The sequence below is a fragment of the Mycobacterium tuberculosis H37Rv genome (assembly GCF_000195955.2).
GTDB lineage: Bacteria > Actinomycetota > Actinomycetes > Mycobacteriales > Mycobacteriaceae > Mycobacterium > Mycobacterium tuberculosis.
Window position 1 is genome coordinate 3,315,176 of record NC_000962.3, and the last position, 17,596, is coordinate 3,332,771.

The following is a 17,596-nucleotide window of genomic DNA, read 5'->3' on the forward strand; positions in this document are numbered from 1 at the left end:
CGCGGTCGTTGCCCACCCCGGTGACTATACCCCCGGGTGGTATATGGTGGAGGGCAGAGCGTGACCTCAACCAAAGTGGAGGACCGAGTGACGGCAGCAGTGCTGGGAGCGATCGGGCACGCACTGGCGCTGACCGCGTCGATGACCTGGGAAATCCTGTGGGCGCTGATCCTGGGCTTCGCGCTGTCGGCGGTGGTTCAAGCCGTGGTGCGCCGCTCCACGATCGTCACGCTGCTCGGCGACGATCGGCCGCGCACCCTGGTAATCGCCACCGGCCTGGGCGCGGCCTCGTCGTCGTGCTCGTATGCCGCGGTGGCTTTGGCTCGGTCACTATTCCGCAAAGGGGCCAACTTCACTGCCGCTATGGCGTTCGAGATCGGTTCCACCAACCTCGTGGTGGAGTTGGGCATCATCCTGGCCCTGCTGATGGGCTGGCAGTTCACCGCCGCCGAGTTCGTTGGCGGTCCAATAATGATCCTTGTCCTGGCCGTGTTGTTCCGGTTGTTCGTCGGCGCCCGGCTCATCGACGCCGCCCGGGAACAGGCCGAACGGGGACTCGCAGGCTCGATGGAAGGCCATGCCGCCATGGACATGTCCATCAAGCGGGAAGGCTCATTTTGGCGACGACTCCTTTCCCCACCGGGATTTACCTCCATCGCCCATGTGTTCGTGATGGAGTGGTTGGCGATCCTGCGCGACCTCATTCTCGGGCTGCTGATCGCCGGTGCTATCGCGGCATGGGTACCCGAATCGTTCTGGCAGAGCTTCTTTTTAGCCAATCATCCGGCCTGGTCGGCGGTCTGGGGTCCGATCATAGGACCCATCGTGGCCATCGTTTCGTTTGTTTGCTCGATCGGCAACGTGCCACTTGCCGCGGTGCTGTGGAACGGAGGCATCAGCTTCGGCGGGGTCATCGCGTTCATCTTCGCCGACCTACTGATACTGCCGATCCTGAATATCTACCGTAAATACTATGGCGCCAGGATGATGCTGGTGCTGCTCGGCACCTTCTACGCATCGATGGTCGTCGCTGGCTATCTCATCGAACTTCTCTTCGGTACAACGAATCTCATCCCGAGCCAGCGCAGCGCTACGGTCATGACCGCAGAAATATCGTGGAACTACACCACCTGGCTCAACGTCATCTTTCTGGTGATCGCGGCGGCCTTGGTGGTCCGATTCATCACATCGGGCGGTCTCCCGATGCTACGCATGATGGGCGGCTCACCGGATGCCCCGCATGACCACCATGACCGCCACGACGATCACCTCGGCCACTAGCGCCACCACGCCGATCAGTCGGCGCCGAAAAGGCCACCGGCGGCGGTATCCTGGCCTGCGGGTATTCCACCCATGGGCAAAGGGAGCATGACCGCGCACGCAACGCCGAACGAGCCGGATTATCCGCCACCGCCTGGCGGTCCACCGCCGCCGGCCGATATTGGCCGGTTACTGCTTCGGTGCCACGACCGCCCTGGAATCATCGCCGCGGTGAGCACCTTCCTGGCCCGGGCCGGCGCCAACATCATTTCTCTGGACCAGCACTCCACCGCGCCGGAGGGCGGAACGTTCTTGCAGCGCGCAATCTTTCACCTGCCCGGTCTCACGGCCGCCGTCGACGAACTGCAGCGCGACTTCGGCAGCACTGTGGCGGACAAGTTCGGCATCGACTACCGATTTGCCGAAGCAGCCAAGCCTAAGCGGGTCGCAATCATGGCATCGACAGAGGACCACTGCTTGCTGGACTTGTTGTGGCGCAACCGTCGCGGCGAGCTAGAAATGTCGGTTGTCATGGTGATTGCCAATCATCCTGACCTGGCCGCGCACGTACGCCCGTTCGGTGTGCCATTCATACATATTCCCGCCACTCGCGACACTCGTACGGAAGCCGAACAGCGTCAGCTTCAGTTGCTAAGCGGCAATGTGGATTTAGTAGTGCTGGCACGCTACATGCAGATACTCAGCCCGGGGTTCTTGGAGGCGATCGGCTGCCCGCTGATCAACATTCACCATTCGTTCCTTCCAGCCTTCACCGGCGCGGCCCCGTACCAGCGCGCACGAGAACGCGGCGTCAAACTGATCGGCGCGACCGCCCACTACGTGACCGAAGTTCTCGACGAGGGGCCCATCATCGAACAAGACGTCGTTCGTGTCGACCACACCCACACCGTCGATGATCTGGTGCGTGTCGGCGCCGACGTCGAACGCGCAGTGCTTTCCCGCGCCGTGCTCTGGCACTGCCAAGACCGCGTCATCGTGCATCACAACCAGACCATCGTCTTCTGACATGGGTGACTGCGCGCGTTGCGGTCAACTTCTTGGTGCCCATGATGGTCACGGCGTCGACTGGCCGTTTCGGCGCCGTCGCCCAGCGTGAACTGAGGGCGGAAAATCGGCTGGCCCGAATCTCGCCCCCAGTGCACGCTCGGCGCCGTTTGGCCTCACCCGGTCAACGTGAACTGTCCGGGTGGGCGCTGTCACGTAGCGAGCCCACGTGGGGCCGGGGTCGGCCCGCCAAAAACGCCCCGGCGCGGCCAGCTCATGAGCGAGTACGCAAGCTCAAGGGACACCCGCTTTGCACTGTGGAAGAACCCCGAAGACCTGGCCTGCGGCAGGTGCGGTCAAAGGAGCGGAGTGTAGACAGGACCGGTGGGTCTGCTCAGCGCGGCCCCGAATTAGGACAATTTTCGCACCTAGCGCATCCAATATCGCTTTCGAAGAACGTTCACGCCAGTCCCACTGGGCCGGTGCGAATGGTGCAACGCGCCTTTCGTCGAAGGAAACGCCGTCCGCCACCGAGCCCGCGCTAGGCAAGTCGGTCCCAAGAACGTCGCAAGGATACGCCAAGCGGCCGCGGTCAATCTTGACTTGTCGGCCACCGCCGGCAAACCAACATTCAGCCACAACGCGACAGAGAGGTACCCAATGTTCACTGCCCGTATCCGCGCCCTCGCCGGCATGTCTCTGCTAGCCTCGGCGATCGGACTGGCGGCCTTCGGAGCCGCTACCGGCACCGCCAATGCCGCCCCGACCCACCAACCCGAGTGGGGCACCTACACCTGCTACGACTACGCAACCCAGACGTTCTACGAGTGCTTTGACCCCAGCTAGTCGGCGAAGGCCTCACACGATCGGACCTAGTCCCGCAAAGGAGCTAGGTCCGTTCGGTGTTGAGCCTGTCCCGCAGCCGGCGATTCACCGGTTCGGGCAGCAACTCGGACACGTCACCGCCCAGCATCGCGACTTCTTTGGCCAGTGAGGACGACACGAACGAATACCGTGGCGCGGTCGCGACGAAAAAGGTGTCCACACCGGCAATGTGTTTGTTCATTTGCGCCATCTGCAGCTCGTATTCGAAGTCGGTGCCGGTGCGCAGCCCCTTCACGATCGCGGTCATCCCGCAAGACCTGACAAAGTCGACCACCAAGCCATGCCCGACCTGCACGCGCAGATTGGGCAGGTGCGTTGTCGACTCCTTGACCATCGCGATCCGCTCGTCGAGGTCGAACATGCCCGTCTTTGCAGGGTTGACCAGGATGGCAACCACCACCTCGTCGAATTGGGCTGCGGCGCGTTCGAAAATGTCGACGTGGCCTAACGTCACCGGGTCAAATGACCCTGGGCATACCGCGCCCGTCATCTGCGCCGCTCCTCCTCATCGCTGCGTCCCCCGCAAGCGGGCACGGCCCCCACCGCATCGTCGCCGGCGGTCATGACCGATGACGCTACACGTTGGCAAAAAGCCGTTCGGCCAGTTCCAAACGGGTGTCGCCGTAAACACGCTGGGGCCATCGGCGCCAGCCCTCCGGCCACGTCAACGGCGCGCACGTGGTCGCACGCTCCACCACCGCTACGGTTCCCTCGCGCGTCCAGCCGTTGGTGCCCAGTGCGGCCAGGATGGCGTCAACGTCGGCGGAGTCGACGTTGTAGGGCGGGTCGGCCAACACCAGATCCACCGGGGACGTGGTCCCGGCCGCCACGACGGCCGCCACCGCGCCCCGGCGCAGCGTCGCACCGGAGAGACCTAGGGCCTCGATGTTGCGCGCAATGACGGCCGCGCTGCGCTGGTCGGACTCCACGAACAGCACGGACGCCGCTCCCCGCGACAACGCCTCCAGCCCCAGGGCGCCGGAACCCGCATAGAGGTCCAACACCGCCAGACCGGTCAGATCCCGCCGCGCAGTCACGATGTTGAATAGCGACTCGCGCACCCGATCGGTGGTAGGTCTGGTTCCGCGTGGTGGGACGGCAATGCGCCGGCCTCCGGCGACACCGCCGATGATCCGGGTCAAGTGCGCCGCTCTCCCTCGCAAGCGGGCGGTACCCCCACCTCATCGCTTCGTCCCCCGCAAGCGGGCGGTACCCCCACTGCATCGTCGCCGGCGGTGCTCATCTGCGCCGCTCCTCCGCAAGCGGGCGGTACCCCCACCTCATCGCTTCGTCCCCCGCAAGCAGGCGGTACCCCCACTGCATCGTCGCCGGGGCGGTCAGCTCACCACCACCAACAGGTCTCCGCCCTCCACCTGGGCGGTGTCCGACACCGCCACCCGCTCCACGGTGCCGGCAACCGGGGCGGTGATCGGGGCTTCCATCTTCATCGCCTCGATGGTGGCGATGGTTTGGCCGGCGCCGACCCGCTCGCCGACGCACACCCCGACCGTGACGACTCCGGCAAATGGCGCGGCGATGTGTCCGGGATTGCCGCGGTCGGCCTTCTCGGCGGCCGGAACGGCACTGGCAATGCTGCGGTCGCGCACTAGCACCGGCCGCAGCTGCCCGTTGAGGATGCACATCACCGTTCGCATGCCGCGTTCGTCGGGTTCGGAAATGGCCTCCAGCCCGATCAACAGCTCCACCCCACGCTCCAGCTTCACCCGATGCTCTTCACCTTGGCGCAGACCATAGAAGAACTGGTTGGCCGACAATTGCGACGTGTCGCCGTAGGCTTCCCGGTGCTCATTGAATTCCTTTGTTGGACTGGGAAATAACAGCCTGTTCAGGGTGGCCTGACGCTTGGCTCCGACCGACGATAGGGCAATCTCGTCGTCCGCCGCCAATTGCGCAGTGGGCCTGGCCGCCCCGCGACCGGCCAGCGCCGCAGTGCGCAGCGGTTCGGGCCACCCGCCGGGCGGATCACCCAGCTCGCCCCGCAGAAATCCGAGTACCGATTCCGGGATGCCAAATCGCGCTGGATCGGAGGCGAATTCGTCTGCACTGACACCGGCGCCGACCAGTGCCAGCGCCAGATCGCCGACCACCTTGGACGTTGGCGTGACCTTAACCAGCCTGCCCAACACTCGGTCGGCGCCCGCGTAGGCCTCTTCGATCTCTTCGAATCGATCTCCCAGACCAAGAGCAATTGCTTGCTGGCGCAGATTGGACAGTTGGCCGCCCGGAATCTCGTGGTGATAAACCCGCCCCGTCGGCCCCGGCAACCCAGACTCGAACGGCGCATACACTTTTCGTAACGCCTCCCAGTACGGCTCCAGGGCGCACACCGCCGAAAGCGACAGGCCGGTGTCGTACTCGGTGTGGGCAGCGGCAGCAACGATCGAGCTCAGCGCGGGCTGGCTGGTCGTTCCCGCCAGCGGCGCGGCGGCGCCGTCGACGGCATCGGCCCCGGCGTGCCAAGCGGCCACATAGCTGGCGAGCTGGCCACCCGGTGTGTCGTGGGTGTGCAGGTGAACGGGCAGGTCGAAGCGACTGCGCAGGGCGCTGACCAACCTTTGAGCGGCCGGCGGGCGCAACAGTCCAGCCATATCCTTGATCGCCAGCACATGGGCGCCGGCGTCCACGATCTGCTCAGCCAGTTTCAGGTAGTAGTCCAGCGTGTACAGCTGTTCACCCGGATCGGTAAGGTCGCCCGTGTAGCACATCGCGACTTCTGCTATCGCAGAACCTGTTTCGCGTACTGCGTCGATCGCCGGACGCATCGACTCGATGTTGTTGAGCGCGTCGAAGATACGAAAGATGTCGATACCGGTGGCTGTTGCTTCTTGCACAAACGCCGACGTCACGATTTCCGGGTACGGCGTGTAGCCCACGGTATTGCGGCCCCGCAATAGCATCTGCAAGCAGATATTGGGCATTGCTGCACGCAGTGTGGCCAGCCGTTCCCAGGGATCCTCCTTGAGAAAGCGCAGCGCCACATCGTAAGTCGCACCGCCCCAACACTCCACGGACAACAGCTGCGGCATGGTCCGCGCGAGATACGGTGCCACCCGCGACAGTCCGCTGGTGCGTACTCGGGTAGCCAGTAACGACTGGTGAGCATCCCGGAATGTGGTATCGGTGACCCCGACCGCGGCCGACTCCCGCAGCCAACGAGCAAATCCTTCCGGCCCCAACTTGACTAGTCGCTGCTTGGACCCGGCCGGTGGTGCGGCCCGCAGATCAAGATCGGGCAGCTTGTCGTCCGGGTAGATCGTTGACGGACGCGAGCCATACGGGTTGTTGACGGTGACATCGGCCAGGAAGTTAAGGATCTTGGTGCCGCGGTCGGCCGAGGCGCGCGCGGTCAGCAGCTGCGGCCGCTCATCAATGAAGGACGTGGTGACCCGGCCCGCTCGGAAGTCCGGGTCATCCAGGACCGCTTGCAGGAACGGAATATTCGTCGATACCCCGCGGATCCGGAACTCCGCGATCGCCCGGCGCGCACGGCTCACTGCGGTAGGGAGGTCACGGCCCCGACAGGTCAGCTTGACCAGCATGGAGTCGAAGTACGGGCTGATTTCTGCGCCCAGGTTGGTGCTGCCGTCCAGGCGGACACCGGCACCGCCGGCGGTGCGCAACGCGCTGATCCGGCCCGTGTCCGGCCGGAAGCCGTTGGCCGGATCCTCGGTGGTGATCCGGCACTGTAGTGCGGCGCCATGCGGTGCGATGTCCTCCTGCCGCAGGCCCAATTGTTCGAGCGTCTCCCCGGCGGCAATGCGCAGCTGGCTGGCGACCAGGTCGACGTCGGTAATCTCCTCGGTCACCGTGTGCTCCACCTGAACCCGCGGATTCATCTCGATGAAGACATACTCCCCTCGCTCGTCCAGCAGGAACTCGACGGTGCCCGCGCAGCTGTACCCGATATGGCGGGCGAAGGCGACCGCATCGACGCACATCTTGTAACGCAACTCGGCGTCCAGGTGCGGCGCGGGCGCCAGCTCGATGACCTTCTGATGGCGACGCTGCACACTGCAGTCACGCTCATAGAGATGGATCACGTCGCCGAGGTTGTCCGCCAGAATCTGCACCTCGATGTGGCGTGGATTGATCACTGCCTGCTCGAGATAGACCGTCGGGTCCCCGAACGCCGACTCGGCTTCCCGGCTGGCGGCTTCGATCGCCTCCGGAAGCGCCGCGATATCGCCGACACGACGCATACCCCGGCCCCCGCCACCGGCAACTGCCTTGACGAACAACGGAAACGGCATGCCGGCCGCAACCGACAGCAGTTCGTCGACCGAGGCCGACGGCGCCGAGGACATCAGCACGGGCAAGCCGGCTTCGCGGGCCGCCGCGATGGCGCGAGACTTATTCCCAGCCAGCTCAAGCACTTCGGCGCTGGGACCGACGAAGCTGATGCCCGCCGCCGCGCATGCCGCAGCCAGATCCGGATTCTCCGATAGAAACCCGTAGCCAGGGTAGATAGCGTCGGCACCCGCCCGACGGGCCGTCGCGACGATCTCGTCGACCGACAGGTATGCATGCACCGGGTGACCGATGTCGCCGATCTGGTAAGACTCGTCCGCCTTGAGACGGTGCTGCGAATTGCGGTCCTCGTACGGATAAACGGCCACGGTTCCGACGCCCAGTTCGTAGGCGGCACGAAAGGCCCGGATCGCGATCTCCCCGCGATTGGCGACGAGCACCTTGGAAAACACGTGTGGCTCCCTTATCCGGATGTCTCAGATCAGCGTCGACCAATAGTCCCAAAAGCGGACCATGATCAGCAGGAATACTGTCGTGAACCAGAGCGTGGCCAGCGACCATCGCCATTGATAGAGCAGCCGTGCCCCGACGCGCTCCTGGCTTCCCCGGTTTTCCCGCATCGGACCGAAAACGATGGACGCGACCACCACCAGCAGTGTGGCGATGACCGCCCAGACCACCATGCAGTATGGGCACAGGGCACCGATACGGTACAGGCTCTGGAATATCAGCCAATGCACGAACGCCACACCAACCAGGATCCCGACCGCCAGGCCGATCCAATACCACCTGGGCAACGGCACTTTCGCCACCGCCAGCACCCCGGTGACCACCACCACGGTGAAGCCCGCAATGCCGAGAAGCGGGTTGGGAAAGCCCAGCAACGACGCCTGCGGTGTGGTCATCACCGAGCCGCACGACACTATCGGGTTGACATTGCATGACGGCACATAGATCGGATCGAGCAGAATCCTGACCTTCTCCACCGTGAGCGTCATCGAAGCGAACAGCCCGATCACACCGCCGATCAGCACCCACCACGCGCTAGGCACCGGCACCCGCACCGCAGCCGGGTCGCCGGATCGCTCGGCAGGTCGAGCTGCCACCACAATCGTCAGGATGTCGCGGTAGCAGCGGCCGAGTCAATGCCCGGCACATCACCCACAATTTCTTTGATCTTGGCGACCAGCGCCGCCGGCGTCGACCACTCGTACTCTGTGCCATTGACCCGGACCGTCGGGGTCGCGTGCACGTTGACCGCCGCCGCCAGCCCGTCGACTTTTTCGATGTACTTGCCGCTGTTGATGCAGTCGGGCACCTTGCCCACGACGCCGGCTTCGCGGGCAAGTTCGATCAACCGCGCGTTGTCGGGGAAATCCTTGCCGAGCTCGGCAGGCTGGATGTCCTTGCTGAACAAGGCGGCGTGGAAGCGGCGGAACGCCTCGATCGATTCGTCGGCAACGCAATAAGCCGCAGCAGCCGCTCGCGACGAATAGTGTTGATTGCTGGCGCTATCGAGAATGGCCACCATCGTGTAATCGGCCGCGACAGCGCCGATGTCCACGAGCTTGGACACGGTTGGCCCGAAACCGCGCTCGAATATGCCGCACGCCGGACACAGGAAATCCTCGTAGAAGGACACCACGGCCTTGGGGTTGCTGGTTCCGGGCTGGGTGACCAGCTTGCTCGACGTCACCCGTACTGCATCGCCGGGGCCCGCGACGCCGTCCTTCTTGTCGTCGCGCGACGTCACGATGTAGAAGACCAGGACGACGGCAAAAACGACGACGATGGTGGTGCCACCAATCTGGACGAGCCGGCCGAAGCTGCCGTCGGCGGACTTCAGATCGAATCGCGGGGGGCGTTTGGATTTGTCGGCCACAGTTTCGCTGATCCTCACGTGCTCGATTTGTCGGCTTGTCGCGGCCGCGGTCAGGCGACGGCGCCTCTAGCGTACCGGCGGCAAGCCAGCCTCGACTCAAACCCGGCTAAGGTGCGCGCGCAGCGCGGAGATCAGCTCGTTGGTCCCGGCAGCACTGCCTCCCCCCAGCTGAAACAGGTTGAGGAAGCCATGCGTCAGCGAACCCAGATACCGCAAGTCCACTGCAGTCCCGGCAGCCCGCAGCGCCTTCGCATAGCTTTCTCCTTCGTCGCGCAATGGGTCGAAGCCGGCGACCGCGATGAGAGCAGGCGCCAGCCCGGACAGCGATTCGGCCAACAACGGCGACAACCGCGGATCCGCCGGATCGACATCGGAATCCCTGAGGTATTGCGTGTGGAACCAATCGATGTCCCGCTTGGTCAGCAGGAAGCCATTGCCGAACAGGCCCATTGAGCGAGTCTGTGCGGTGAAATCGGTCCTGGGATACAGCAGCCACTGCAGCACCGGGGTGGGCCCACCCTCGTAGCGAGCCTTGTCGCGCGCCAACTGACACACCACGGCCGACAGGTTGCCGCCCGCACTGTCCCCGCCCACCGCGACCCGCCCGGGGAGCGCACCGAACTCATCGGAAGCGTGCTCATGGGCCCATACAAAAGCCGCATAGGCATCTTCAACCGCGGCCGGCGCCGGATGCTCGGGAGCCAACCGGTAGTCGATCGACAGTACCTGGATGTCGGCGTCGCGACAGGTCAACCGGCACAGCGCGTCATGGGTGTCCAAGTCCCCGAGCGTCCAGCCGCCACCGTGGTAAAAGACCAGCAGCGGCGTGGCGCCACCGCCGCTGGGGCGGTAGTGCCGCGCCGGGATCTCACCGGCTGGTCCGGGTATTGACAGGTCGGTCACGTCGACGTGGATCTGCGGACCGGGCATCGCCTCGCATATCGCGCGCATGTGCGCGCGAGAGGCGACGATGTCGTCGTCTACGGCCAGGCCGTCGACACCGAAGATCCGCGAAGTCGACAACATCAGCTGCAGGGTGGGGTCAAGCGTATTGCCATCGATAATGACCGATCGGCCGGCCGACAGGATCCGTTTGGCAGGCGTCGGGATCCACGGAAGGACCTTGACTCCGACGTTGACGACGGTGCCCTGCACACGCCGTGTCCACATGCGCGGGTGGTTTGCTCCGAGACGGAGGTCTGCCACACCTGGCAGACTCTTGGTCATGGGCTGCTCCCTACAAAACTCTGTCACGCGCAGCAACGGACACTCGATCCGCGCCGTCAGGCTGGATGTCTTTCGGGTCCTGCCGGCCGACACCGGGCAAGCGGTAGGTGCCGCGAGTCCGGCGTGCCCAACGGCCAACTCTACGTGGTGACCAAAGTGTTGAATGCCGACCAGCACTATTCGCGGCTTACGCCGCCGTCGCCGAAGGCTGTGGCTCAGCACCTGCCCAGGTGTTGATTAGGTGGCATATCCAACTCGGTAATATCGTGATCCCCAAGTCGGTGAACCCAATGCGGATTGCGAGCAACTTCGACGCGTTCGATTTCCCTCGCTCGATGACGGAACCCGGCTTGGTCCGAATCCGAAAACCTTCAATTTCACAGGCAGGTGAGATGACGTGACTGGCGAGTCGGGCGCCGCCGCCGCACCCTCGATTACCCTCAACGACGAGCATACGATGCCGGTGCTTGGCCTCGGCGTCGCGGAATTGTCGGACGACGAGACCGAACGTGCGGTGTCCGCGGCGCTGGAAATTGGCTGCCGGCTGATCGACACCGCCTACGCCTATGGCAACGAGGCCGCGGTCGGCCGCGCAATTGCAGCCTCCGGCGTTGCCCGCGAAGAGCTGTTCGTCACCACCAAGCTAGCCACCCCCGACCAGGGTTTCACCCGTTCCCAGGAAGCATGTAGAGCCAGTTTGGACCGCCTCGGCCTCGACTACGTCGACCTTTACCTAATTCACTGGCCGGCCCCGCCGGTGGGCAAGTATGTGGACGCCTGGGGAGGCATGATTCAATCCCGCGGAGAGGGCCATGCCCGATCGATCGGCGTGTCCAACTTCACCGCGGAGAACATCGAAAACCTTATCGACCTCACATTCGTCACGCCGGCGGTCAACCAGATCGAGCTGCACCCGCTGCTCAACCAGGACGAACTGCGCAAAGCTAACGCCCAGCACACCGTCGTCACACAGTCCTACTGCCCCCTGGCACTCGGCAGGCTGCTGGACAACCCAACCGTCACATCAATCGCCAGCGAATACGTCAAGACGCCCGCACAAGTGCTGCTGCGGTGGAACCTGCAATTGGGCAATGCGGTGGTCGTCCGCTCGGCCAGACCCGAGCGCATCGCCAGCAACTTCGACGTCTTCGACTTCGAGTTGGCGGCCGAACACATGGATGCATTGGGCGGGCTCAATGACGGCACCCGGGTGCGCGAGGATCCACTGACCTACGCCGGCACCTGATACGCCGCCGACTGTGAACCGCGCGACGTCTCCTCGGCGTGTCACGTCGTGAGATTCACCGTCGGCGCGTGGACTAGCCCGTCGGGCAGGTGGCCGCGGCCTGACGCAGTACGTCGGACGATGGCTGATCCACTGGCAGTGAATAGCCGCGCAGCACGGCGATGAATTGCATCGCGTACTGACAGGCGAAGGCCTTGTTGGGTGGCATCCATTGGGCCGGTGGCGAATCGCCCTTGTCCTGATTTGCCTGCCCCTGCACGGCCAGCAGGTTGGCCGGATCGTTGGCGAAGCGCATTCGCTCGGAGTTCGGCCACCGATAGGCGCCCATGTCCCAGGCATACGAGAGCGGAACGATGTGGTCGATCTGGACCGATTGGCCAACACTGGCGCCGCGTTGGAAGGCAACGGTGGTGTTGGTGTACGGATCGCGCAGGGTGCCGGTGGCCACCGCATTCGGACACCGCTTGATCGACACATATGTCTTGTCGACCAGATCCCGGTCGAGGATGTCGTCGCGGGTGTCGCACCCGTTGTGCCCTCCCGGCGCGTCATTGCGATCGTCCCAGGGGTGACCGAATGCGGACCTGCGGTAGTCGTAGCGGTGGATCCGTTTGGGTAGCACGGCGATGCCGGCGAGCACGTCGGCACCGGGTTGCACGGTTGGCACGCCAGCGCGGGCGGCGAACTCGTCAGCGTGCCTGCCCGCCGATGATCCCAGCGTCTGATACGCGACCACCAGCGCCAGCGCCGCGATCGCCGACAGCCACAGTAGCGTTCTGCGGTTCATGACTTATCTAAGTATTCGATGCGGTCGGTGCTGGTGAATCGCGCGGCCATCAGCGCCAATGCGGGGTCTGTGGGGTTCTTGTAAGCCTCGATGCAGAAGTCCCGCGCGGCCACTATGTATTCCTCGTGTTCGGCCAATGACAGCAACCGCAGCGTGATGGCCTTGCCGGATTGGTTGCGGCCCAGCACATCTCCCTCCTTGCGCTCCTTCAGATCCAGATCGGCGAGGGCGAACCCGTCCATTGTCCCGGCGACCGCACGCAGCCGCTGACCCGCCGGCGTATCCGGCGGCACCCAGCTGGCCAGCAGACACACGCTGGGATGTTCGCCGCGCCCGATGCGGCCGCGCAGCTGGTGCAATTGGCTGATGCCGAACCGGTCGGCGTCCATCACCAGCATGACCGTAGCGTTGGGGACATCGACGCCAACCTCAATGACCGTGGTGCACACCAGCACATCGACCTCACCGGCCCGGAAAGCCGCCATCGCAGCGTCCTTGTCGTCGGCCGACAACCGTCCATGCATGAGCGCCAACCGCAACTCTGCGAGCTCGGCGGAACGCAACCGGGAGAACAGGCCTTCGGCAGTGGCCGATGGTCGGACGCCGCCTTGAACGTCGGTGTCGTCGGACTCATCGATGCGGGGCGCCACCACATAGGCCTGGCGGCCGGCGGCAGCCTCTTCGATGATGCGCCGCCAGGCGCGGTCGAGCCAGGCGGGCTTGTCCTTGACAAAGATGACGTTGGTGGCAATCGGCTGGCGCCCGAGCGGAAGTTCGCGCAGCGTAGAGGTTTCCAGGTCGCCATAGACGGTCAGCGCGACCGTGCGCGGTATCGGCGTCGCGGTCATCACCAGCAGGTGCGGGGTAATGCCGGCGGGGGCCTTGGCGCGCAACTGATCTCGCTGCTCGACACCAAACCGGTGTTGCTCGTCGACCACCACCATGCCCAGGTTGTGAAAGTCGACGGCCTCCTGCAGCAGCGCGTGCGTGCCGATGACGATGCCGACCTGACCGCTGGCGATTTCGGCGCGAACTTGCTTCTTCTGCCCTGCCGTCATCGAACCGGTGAGCAGTGCCACCCGGGTGGCGTTTTCGGCGCCTCCCAGTTGGCCGCCCATGGCCAGCGGCCCTAGGACATCGCGGATCGATCGCAAGTGTTGTGCGGCAAGGACTTCCGTTGGCGCCAGCAGGGCACACTGGTAACCCGCGTCCACCATCTGCAGCATCGCCAACACCGCAACGATCGTTTTGCCCGAGCCCACTTCGCCTTGCAGCAGGCGATTCAGCGGGCGGTTCGCCGCGAGCCCGTCGGACAACACGTCGAGCACCTCACGCTGTCCCGCCGTCAGCTCAAAAGGCAACCGCCGCAGTAGCTCAGCGGCAAGACCGTTAGATTTCCAGGCCGCCGAGGGCCCGGATTCCGACAGTTCACCGTGCCGTCGGGCCACCAGCGCCCACTGCAGACCCACGGCCTCGTCGAAGGTCAGGCGTTCCCGGGCGCGCTCGCGTAACGACTGGCTTTCGGCAAGGTGAATGGCGCGCAGTGCCTCGTCCTCGGGGATCAGGCCGTGCTTGGCGCGTAGTTCCGCGGGCAACGGATCATCGACCCGGTCGAGAACATCGAGCACCTGCCGCACGCATTTGAAGATGTCCCAGCTCTGCACTTTTGTGCTGGCCGGATAGATCGGGAAGAAACGACGCTCGAACTCCTCCACGACCAATTCACCGCTGATGGCCTTGGAGGCATCAGCGATACTTTTGAGCGACCTGGTGCCGTGGTTCTTCCCGTCCGGCGAGTCGAGGATGAGAAACGCCGGATGCGTGAGCTGCATCGCGCCCTTGTAGTAGCCGACTTCCCCGGAGAGCATCACCTTCGTGTGCTTGGTGAGGTCCCGCATGATGTAGTCCGCGTTGAAGAACGTGGCCGTCACCTTGTTGCGGCCGCCGCCGACGGTGATGCGCAGACATTTCCGATTCGGCTTCTTTTTCATCGGAAACGAATACGTATCGGTGATCACGTCGACGATGGTGATGTGCTCGCCAGCTTCCGGTCGCGCGTCACCGATACCCACCCGCGCCGCGCCCTCGACGTAGCTGCGCGGGTAGTGGCGGAGCAGGTCGTCGACGGTCCGCATGCCGAACTGCTCGTCGAGGGCATCGGCTGCCGTGGCGCCGAGGACGCGATCGAGCCGATCGCTTAACGACGCCACCGCTACTCGACCCCGATCAGCAGCGCGTCGCCGCGGTGTCCGGTGCGGTAGGAGACCAGCTCGGTGCCTGGATGGTGGTCGTGCACATGCCGTTCCAGGACGACAGCCACGTCTTCGGTTACGCCGGCGCCAATTAGCACCGTCACCAGATCGCCTCCCGATGCCAACAACAGGTCGACCAGACCGATGGCCGCCGCGGCGACATCGTCGGCGACGATCAGCACCTCGTCGCCCGCGATACCCAGACCGTCGCCCGGCTTGCAGGTACCGGCCCAGGTCAGCGCCTTTTGGGTGGCAATGCGCACCGATCCGTGCCGGGAAGCACCGGCGGCACGGGCCATGCTGTAGCCGTCGTCGACGGCCTGGCGGGCCGCGTCATGCACGGCCAGCGCGGCCAACCCCTGCACCATCGATCCGGTCGGCACGGGTACCACGTCGACGCCCCAGCCGATCGCCGCGGTACACCCGGCCACCAGTTCTTCGGCGGCCACATAGCCATTGGGCAGCACCATCACGTGCGCGGCGCCGGTGTCTACCACGGCCCGCACCAGCTGGTGGGCACTGATATCGGCGGCCGGTGTCACGGCGTCTGGACCCGGTCGCAGCACGCAGGCGCCCTCCCCGGCGAACAGCTCGGCGGCACCGTCGCCGTCGACGACCGCCAGCACGGCGCGGCCCCGCGTCCAGCCACCGGCCGGCAATCCGCTGGTCCCGGAACCGAGCGCCGAGATCACGATCCGGCTAACTCGCCCCACCGCCAATCCGGCTTCCACGGCGGCACCGGCGTCGTCGGTGTGGACGTGTACGGAGTAGCTGTCGGGCGGAGCAGCGGCGATGGCCACCGACTCACCCAATTCCTTGAGTCGATCCCGCAACTGGTCCGCCGCTGCAGCATCACATACCGCCAACAGATACATCACCTCGAATTGCGGGGCGGGGCGTTGGGTAGCCGTGTCGGTCGGCAACGCGCGCGGCGAGGGTTCGTAGACCGCCCGGGCAGGTGCCTGCCCGCAGATGGTGGAGCGCAACGCGTCCAGCAGAACCAGCAGGCCCCGTCCGCCGGCGTCCACCGCGCCCGCATCGGCGAGCACGTCAAGCTGTTCGGGGGTCTTTTCCAGCGCGATGACCGCCGCGTCACCGGCGGCGGTGACCGCACCGGCCAACCCCTCGTGCGCGCACTGGTCGACGGCTCCGGCGGCGGCCCGCAGCACCGAGACGATAGTTCCCGGCACCTCCACGCCACCCATCGACGCGACGACCAACTCGACGCCGCGCCACAACGCGGCCCCGAGGGCGTTGGCGTCGACCGCCCGCAATACCGCGCCAGAGGCGGCGGCCGCAGTCGCGGTCACCTCTGCGATCCCGCGCAGGATCTGGGACAGGATCACGCCGGAGTTGCCGCGAGCTCCGTTCAACGCGCGCCGGCCGCGAGAGCGGCCGCAACCCGCGCCACGTCTTCGGCGTCAGCCTGCGAATTCGCGTGCAAATCAGCTTCTACGACCGCGGCACGCATGGTGAACAGCATGTTGACGCCGGTATCGGAGTCAGCGACCGGGAACACATTGAGCCGGTTGATCTCGTCGATGTGGAGGATCAGATCGCTGACGACGGCGTGTGCCCAGTCCCGCAAGGCCGAGGCGTCCAACGGCCGATCCGCCGTCCCCACTACAACACACCTCCTCCGCAACACACCTCCTCCGCGCCAGCCCGCGCCCCGAGCCTAACCAGACGTGGTGACAGCACGGTCACGACGCCGCTCTCCCGGCCAAGGCGGGTGCTGACATGTCCGCGAAGGGCTGATCGTTTTGGCGCTACCGCACAACAATGGCTATCCTGTGCTAGCCGCGGGCTACACGTAGGCGTCCCGGCCAGGTCGCCGGACCTAAGAGATTTGAGGAGCTTGACGAATGGCCGCTGTGTGCGATATCTGCGGGAAAGGCCCCGGCTTCGGCAAGTCGGTGTCGCACTCCCACCGCCGCACCAGCCGCCGGTGGGATCCGAACATCCAGACTGTGCACGCCGTGACCCGTCCCGGCGGCAACAAGAAGCGACTCAACGTTTGCACATCCTGCATCAAGGCGGGCAAGATCACCCGCGGCTGACGCCCGGTAACACCTGCACGACTCAGGGCAACCGCCAATCGATCGGCTCGGCACCCATCCCGACGAGCAGTTCGTTGGCGCGGCTGAACGGACGCGAGCCGAAGAACCCGCGCGATGCCGATAGCGGTGAAGGATGCGGCGACTCGATCGCAACGCAGTTGCCCGCGGCCAGCATCGGCTTCAGAGTCGACGCGTCACGACCCCACAGGATCGCCACCAGCGGCGCTGCGCGCGCCGCCAGGGCGCGAATCGCGCATTCCGTGACCGCTTCCCAGCCCTTGCCCCGGTGCGACGCCGGGTTGCTGGGTCGCACCGTCAGCACCCTGTTCAACAGCAACACACCGCGTTGCGCCCAGGGCGTCAGATCGCCGTTCGAGGGCAGCGGATAGCCCAAATCCGCGGTGTACTCGTCGAAGATGTTGGCCAGACTGCGCGGCCACGGACGTACATCAGGGGCCACCGAGAAGCTAAGACCCACAGCATGTCCTGGAGTCGGATAAGGGTCTTGGCCAACGATAAGGACACGGACGTTGTCGAACGGGAAAGTGAAGGCGCGCAACACATTCGATCCGGCGGGCAGGTATCTGCGCCCGGCCGCGATCTCGGCCCGCAAGAACTGCCCCATGTGGGCCACCTGGTCGGCCACCGGCTCGAGCGCGGCGGCCCACCCCCGCTCGACGAGCTCACTCAACGGCCGTGCGGTCACTGCATCCCTTTCGCGTA

General features: G+C 65.1%; 16 protein-coding genes and 3 other annotated features. Of the genes, 5 read left to right on the forward strand and 11 right to left on the reverse strand.

The features are described from left to right. Positions 1–60 precede the first annotated feature (60 nt). Entirely contained in the window at positions 61–1,281 is a 1,221-nt protein-coding gene (locus Rv2963; protein NP_217479.1) for an integral membrane protein, read from the forward strand. Between the two features lie 72 nt (positions 1,282–1,353). Then, positions 1,354–2,286 carry a formyltetrahydrofolate deformylase gene (purU, locus tag Rv2964; protein NP_217480.1) on the forward strand — a complete coding sequence of 311 codons (933 nt, stop codon included), beginning with the start codon at positions 1,354–1,356 and terminating at the stop codon, positions 2,284–2,286. Between the two features lie 868 nt (positions 2,287–3,154). On the opposite strand, the gene kdtB is transcribed toward purU, so the two are convergent. The 6 genes from kdtB to lipN form a co-directional block, all read right to left on the reverse strand. Further along, positions 3,155–3,640 (reverse strand): phosphopantetheine adenylyltransferase, encoded by a 486-nt coding sequence (kdtB, locus tag Rv2965c; RefSeq protein ID NP_217481.1) that lies wholly within the window; start codon positions 3,638–3,640, stop codon positions 3,155–3,157. A gap of 19 nt (positions 3,641–3,659) precedes the next feature. Then, positions 3,660–3,714 (reverse strand) — a repeat region (55 bp Mycobacterial Interspersed Repetitive Unit,Class III). Positions 3,715–3,725: 11 nt separating this feature from the next. After that, the gene (locus Rv2966c) at positions 3,726–4,292 is read right to left on the reverse strand and encodes a methyltransferase (protein NP_217482.1); all 567 of its coding nucleotides are present in this window, start codon (positions 4,290–4,292) and stop codon (positions 3,726–3,728) included. Continuing rightward, positions 4,293–4,393 (reverse strand) — a repeat region (101 bp Mycobacterial Interspersed Repetitive Unit,Class III). Continuing rightward, positions 4,394–4,491, reverse strand: a repeat region (98 bp Mycobacterial Interspersed Repetitive Unit,Class III). Next, entirely contained in the window at positions 4,488–7,871 is a 3,384-nt protein-coding gene (pca, locus tag Rv2967c; protein ID NP_217483.1) for a pyruvate carboxylase, read from the reverse strand. Its footprint overlaps the feature before it by 4 nt. Positions 7,872–7,895: 24 nt before the next feature. Continuing rightward, positions 7,896–8,528 (reverse strand): integral membrane protein, encoded by a 633-nt coding sequence (locus tag Rv2968c; protein NP_217484.1) that lies wholly within the window; start codon positions 8,526–8,528, stop codon positions 7,896–7,898. Positions 8,529–8,533: 5 nt separating this feature from the next. Then, positions 8,534–9,301, reverse strand: a complete 768-nt coding sequence (locus Rv2969c) for a hypothetical protein (RefSeq protein NP_217485.1) — start codon at positions 9,299–9,301, stop codon at positions 8,534–8,536. 96 nt (positions 9,302–9,397) lie between these two features. Further along, positions 9,398–10,528 carry a lipase/esterase LipN gene (gene lipN / locus Rv2970c; RefSeq protein NP_217486.1) on the reverse strand — a complete coding sequence of 377 codons (1,131 nt, stop codon included), beginning with the start codon at positions 10,526–10,528 and terminating at the stop codon, positions 9,398–9,400. Between the two features lie 230 nt (positions 10,529–10,758). On the opposite strand from lipN, the gene Rv2970A reads away from it, so the two are divergent. Next, positions 10,759–10,929, forward strand: a complete 171-nt coding sequence (locus tag Rv2970A) for a hypothetical protein (RefSeq protein YP_177681.1) — start codon at positions 10,759–10,761, stop codon at positions 10,927–10,929. Beyond that, positions 10,926–11,774: an oxidoreductase gene (locus tag Rv2971; protein ID NP_217487.1), complete on the forward strand. Its 849-nt coding sequence runs from the start codon at positions 10,926–10,928 to the stop codon at positions 11,772–11,774. Before Rv2970A ends, Rv2971 begins: the two co-directional genes overlap by 4 nt. 73 nt (positions 11,775–11,847) lie before the next feature. On the opposite strand, the gene Rv2972c is transcribed toward Rv2971, so the two are convergent. From Rv2972c to Rv2975c, 4 genes are read right to left on the reverse strand one after another with little or no spacing between them, the layout of a single operon-like run. After that, the gene (locus tag Rv2972c) at positions 11,848–12,561 is read right to left on the reverse strand and encodes a hypothetical protein (protein ID NP_217488.1); all 714 of its coding nucleotides are present in this window, start codon (positions 12,559–12,561) and stop codon (positions 11,848–11,850) included. Further along, complete coding sequence (recG, locus tag Rv2973c) at positions 12,558–14,771, reverse strand: ATP-dependent DNA helicase RecG (RefSeq protein ID NP_217489.1); 2,214 nt, start codon at positions 14,769–14,771, stop codon at positions 12,558–12,560. The genes Rv2972c and recG overlap by 4 nt, the downstream gene beginning before the upstream one ends. A gap of 2 nt (positions 14,772–14,773) precedes the next feature. Continuing rightward, a complete protein-coding gene (locus Rv2974c) occupies positions 14,774–16,186 on the reverse strand; it encodes a hypothetical protein (RefSeq protein ID NP_217490.1) in 1,413 nt (470 codons plus the stop codon). Beyond that, a complete protein-coding gene (locus Rv2975c; RefSeq protein ID NP_217491.1) occupies positions 16,183–16,437 on the reverse strand; it encodes a hypothetical protein in 255 nt (84 codons plus the stop codon). Before Rv2975c ends, Rv2974c begins: the two co-directional genes overlap by 4 nt. A gap of 241 nt (positions 16,438–16,678) precedes the next feature. Between Rv2975c and Rv2975a the strand changes: the two genes are divergently transcribed. Then, positions 16,679–16,873, forward strand: coding sequence for a 50S ribosomal protein L28 (locus tag Rv2975a; RefSeq protein ID YP_009030042.1), 195 nt, complete (start codon positions 16,679–16,681; stop codon positions 16,871–16,873). A gap of 22 nt (positions 16,874–16,895) precedes the next feature. On the opposite strand, the gene ung is transcribed toward Rv2975a, so the two are convergent. Further along, positions 16,896–17,579, reverse strand: coding sequence for a uracil-DNA glycosylase (gene ung, locus Rv2976c; RefSeq protein NP_217492.1), 684 nt, complete (start codon positions 17,577–17,579; stop codon positions 16,896–16,898). Positions 17,580–17,596: the final 17 nt, after the last annotated feature.

Coding starts and splice junctions, on each gene's coding strand:
- purU (NP_217480.1), top strand. CDS start 1,354: ATGGGCAAAGGGAGCATGACCGCGCACGCAACGCCGAACGAGCCGGAT.
- kdtB (NP_217481.1), bottom strand. CDS start 3,640: ATGACGGGCGCGGTATGCCCAGGGTCATTTGACCCGGTGACGTTAGGC.
- lipN (NP_217486.1), bottom strand. CDS start 10,528: ATGACCAAGAGTCTGCCAGGTGTGGCAGACCTCCGTCTCGGAGCAAAC.
- Rv2972c (NP_217488.1), bottom strand. CDS start 12,561: ATGAACCGCAGAACGCTACTGTGGCTGTCGGCGATCGCGGCGCTGGCG.
- Rv2975a (YP_009030042.1), top strand. CDS start 16,679: ATGGCCGCTGTGTGCGATATCTGCGGGAAAGGCCCCGGCTTCGGCAAG.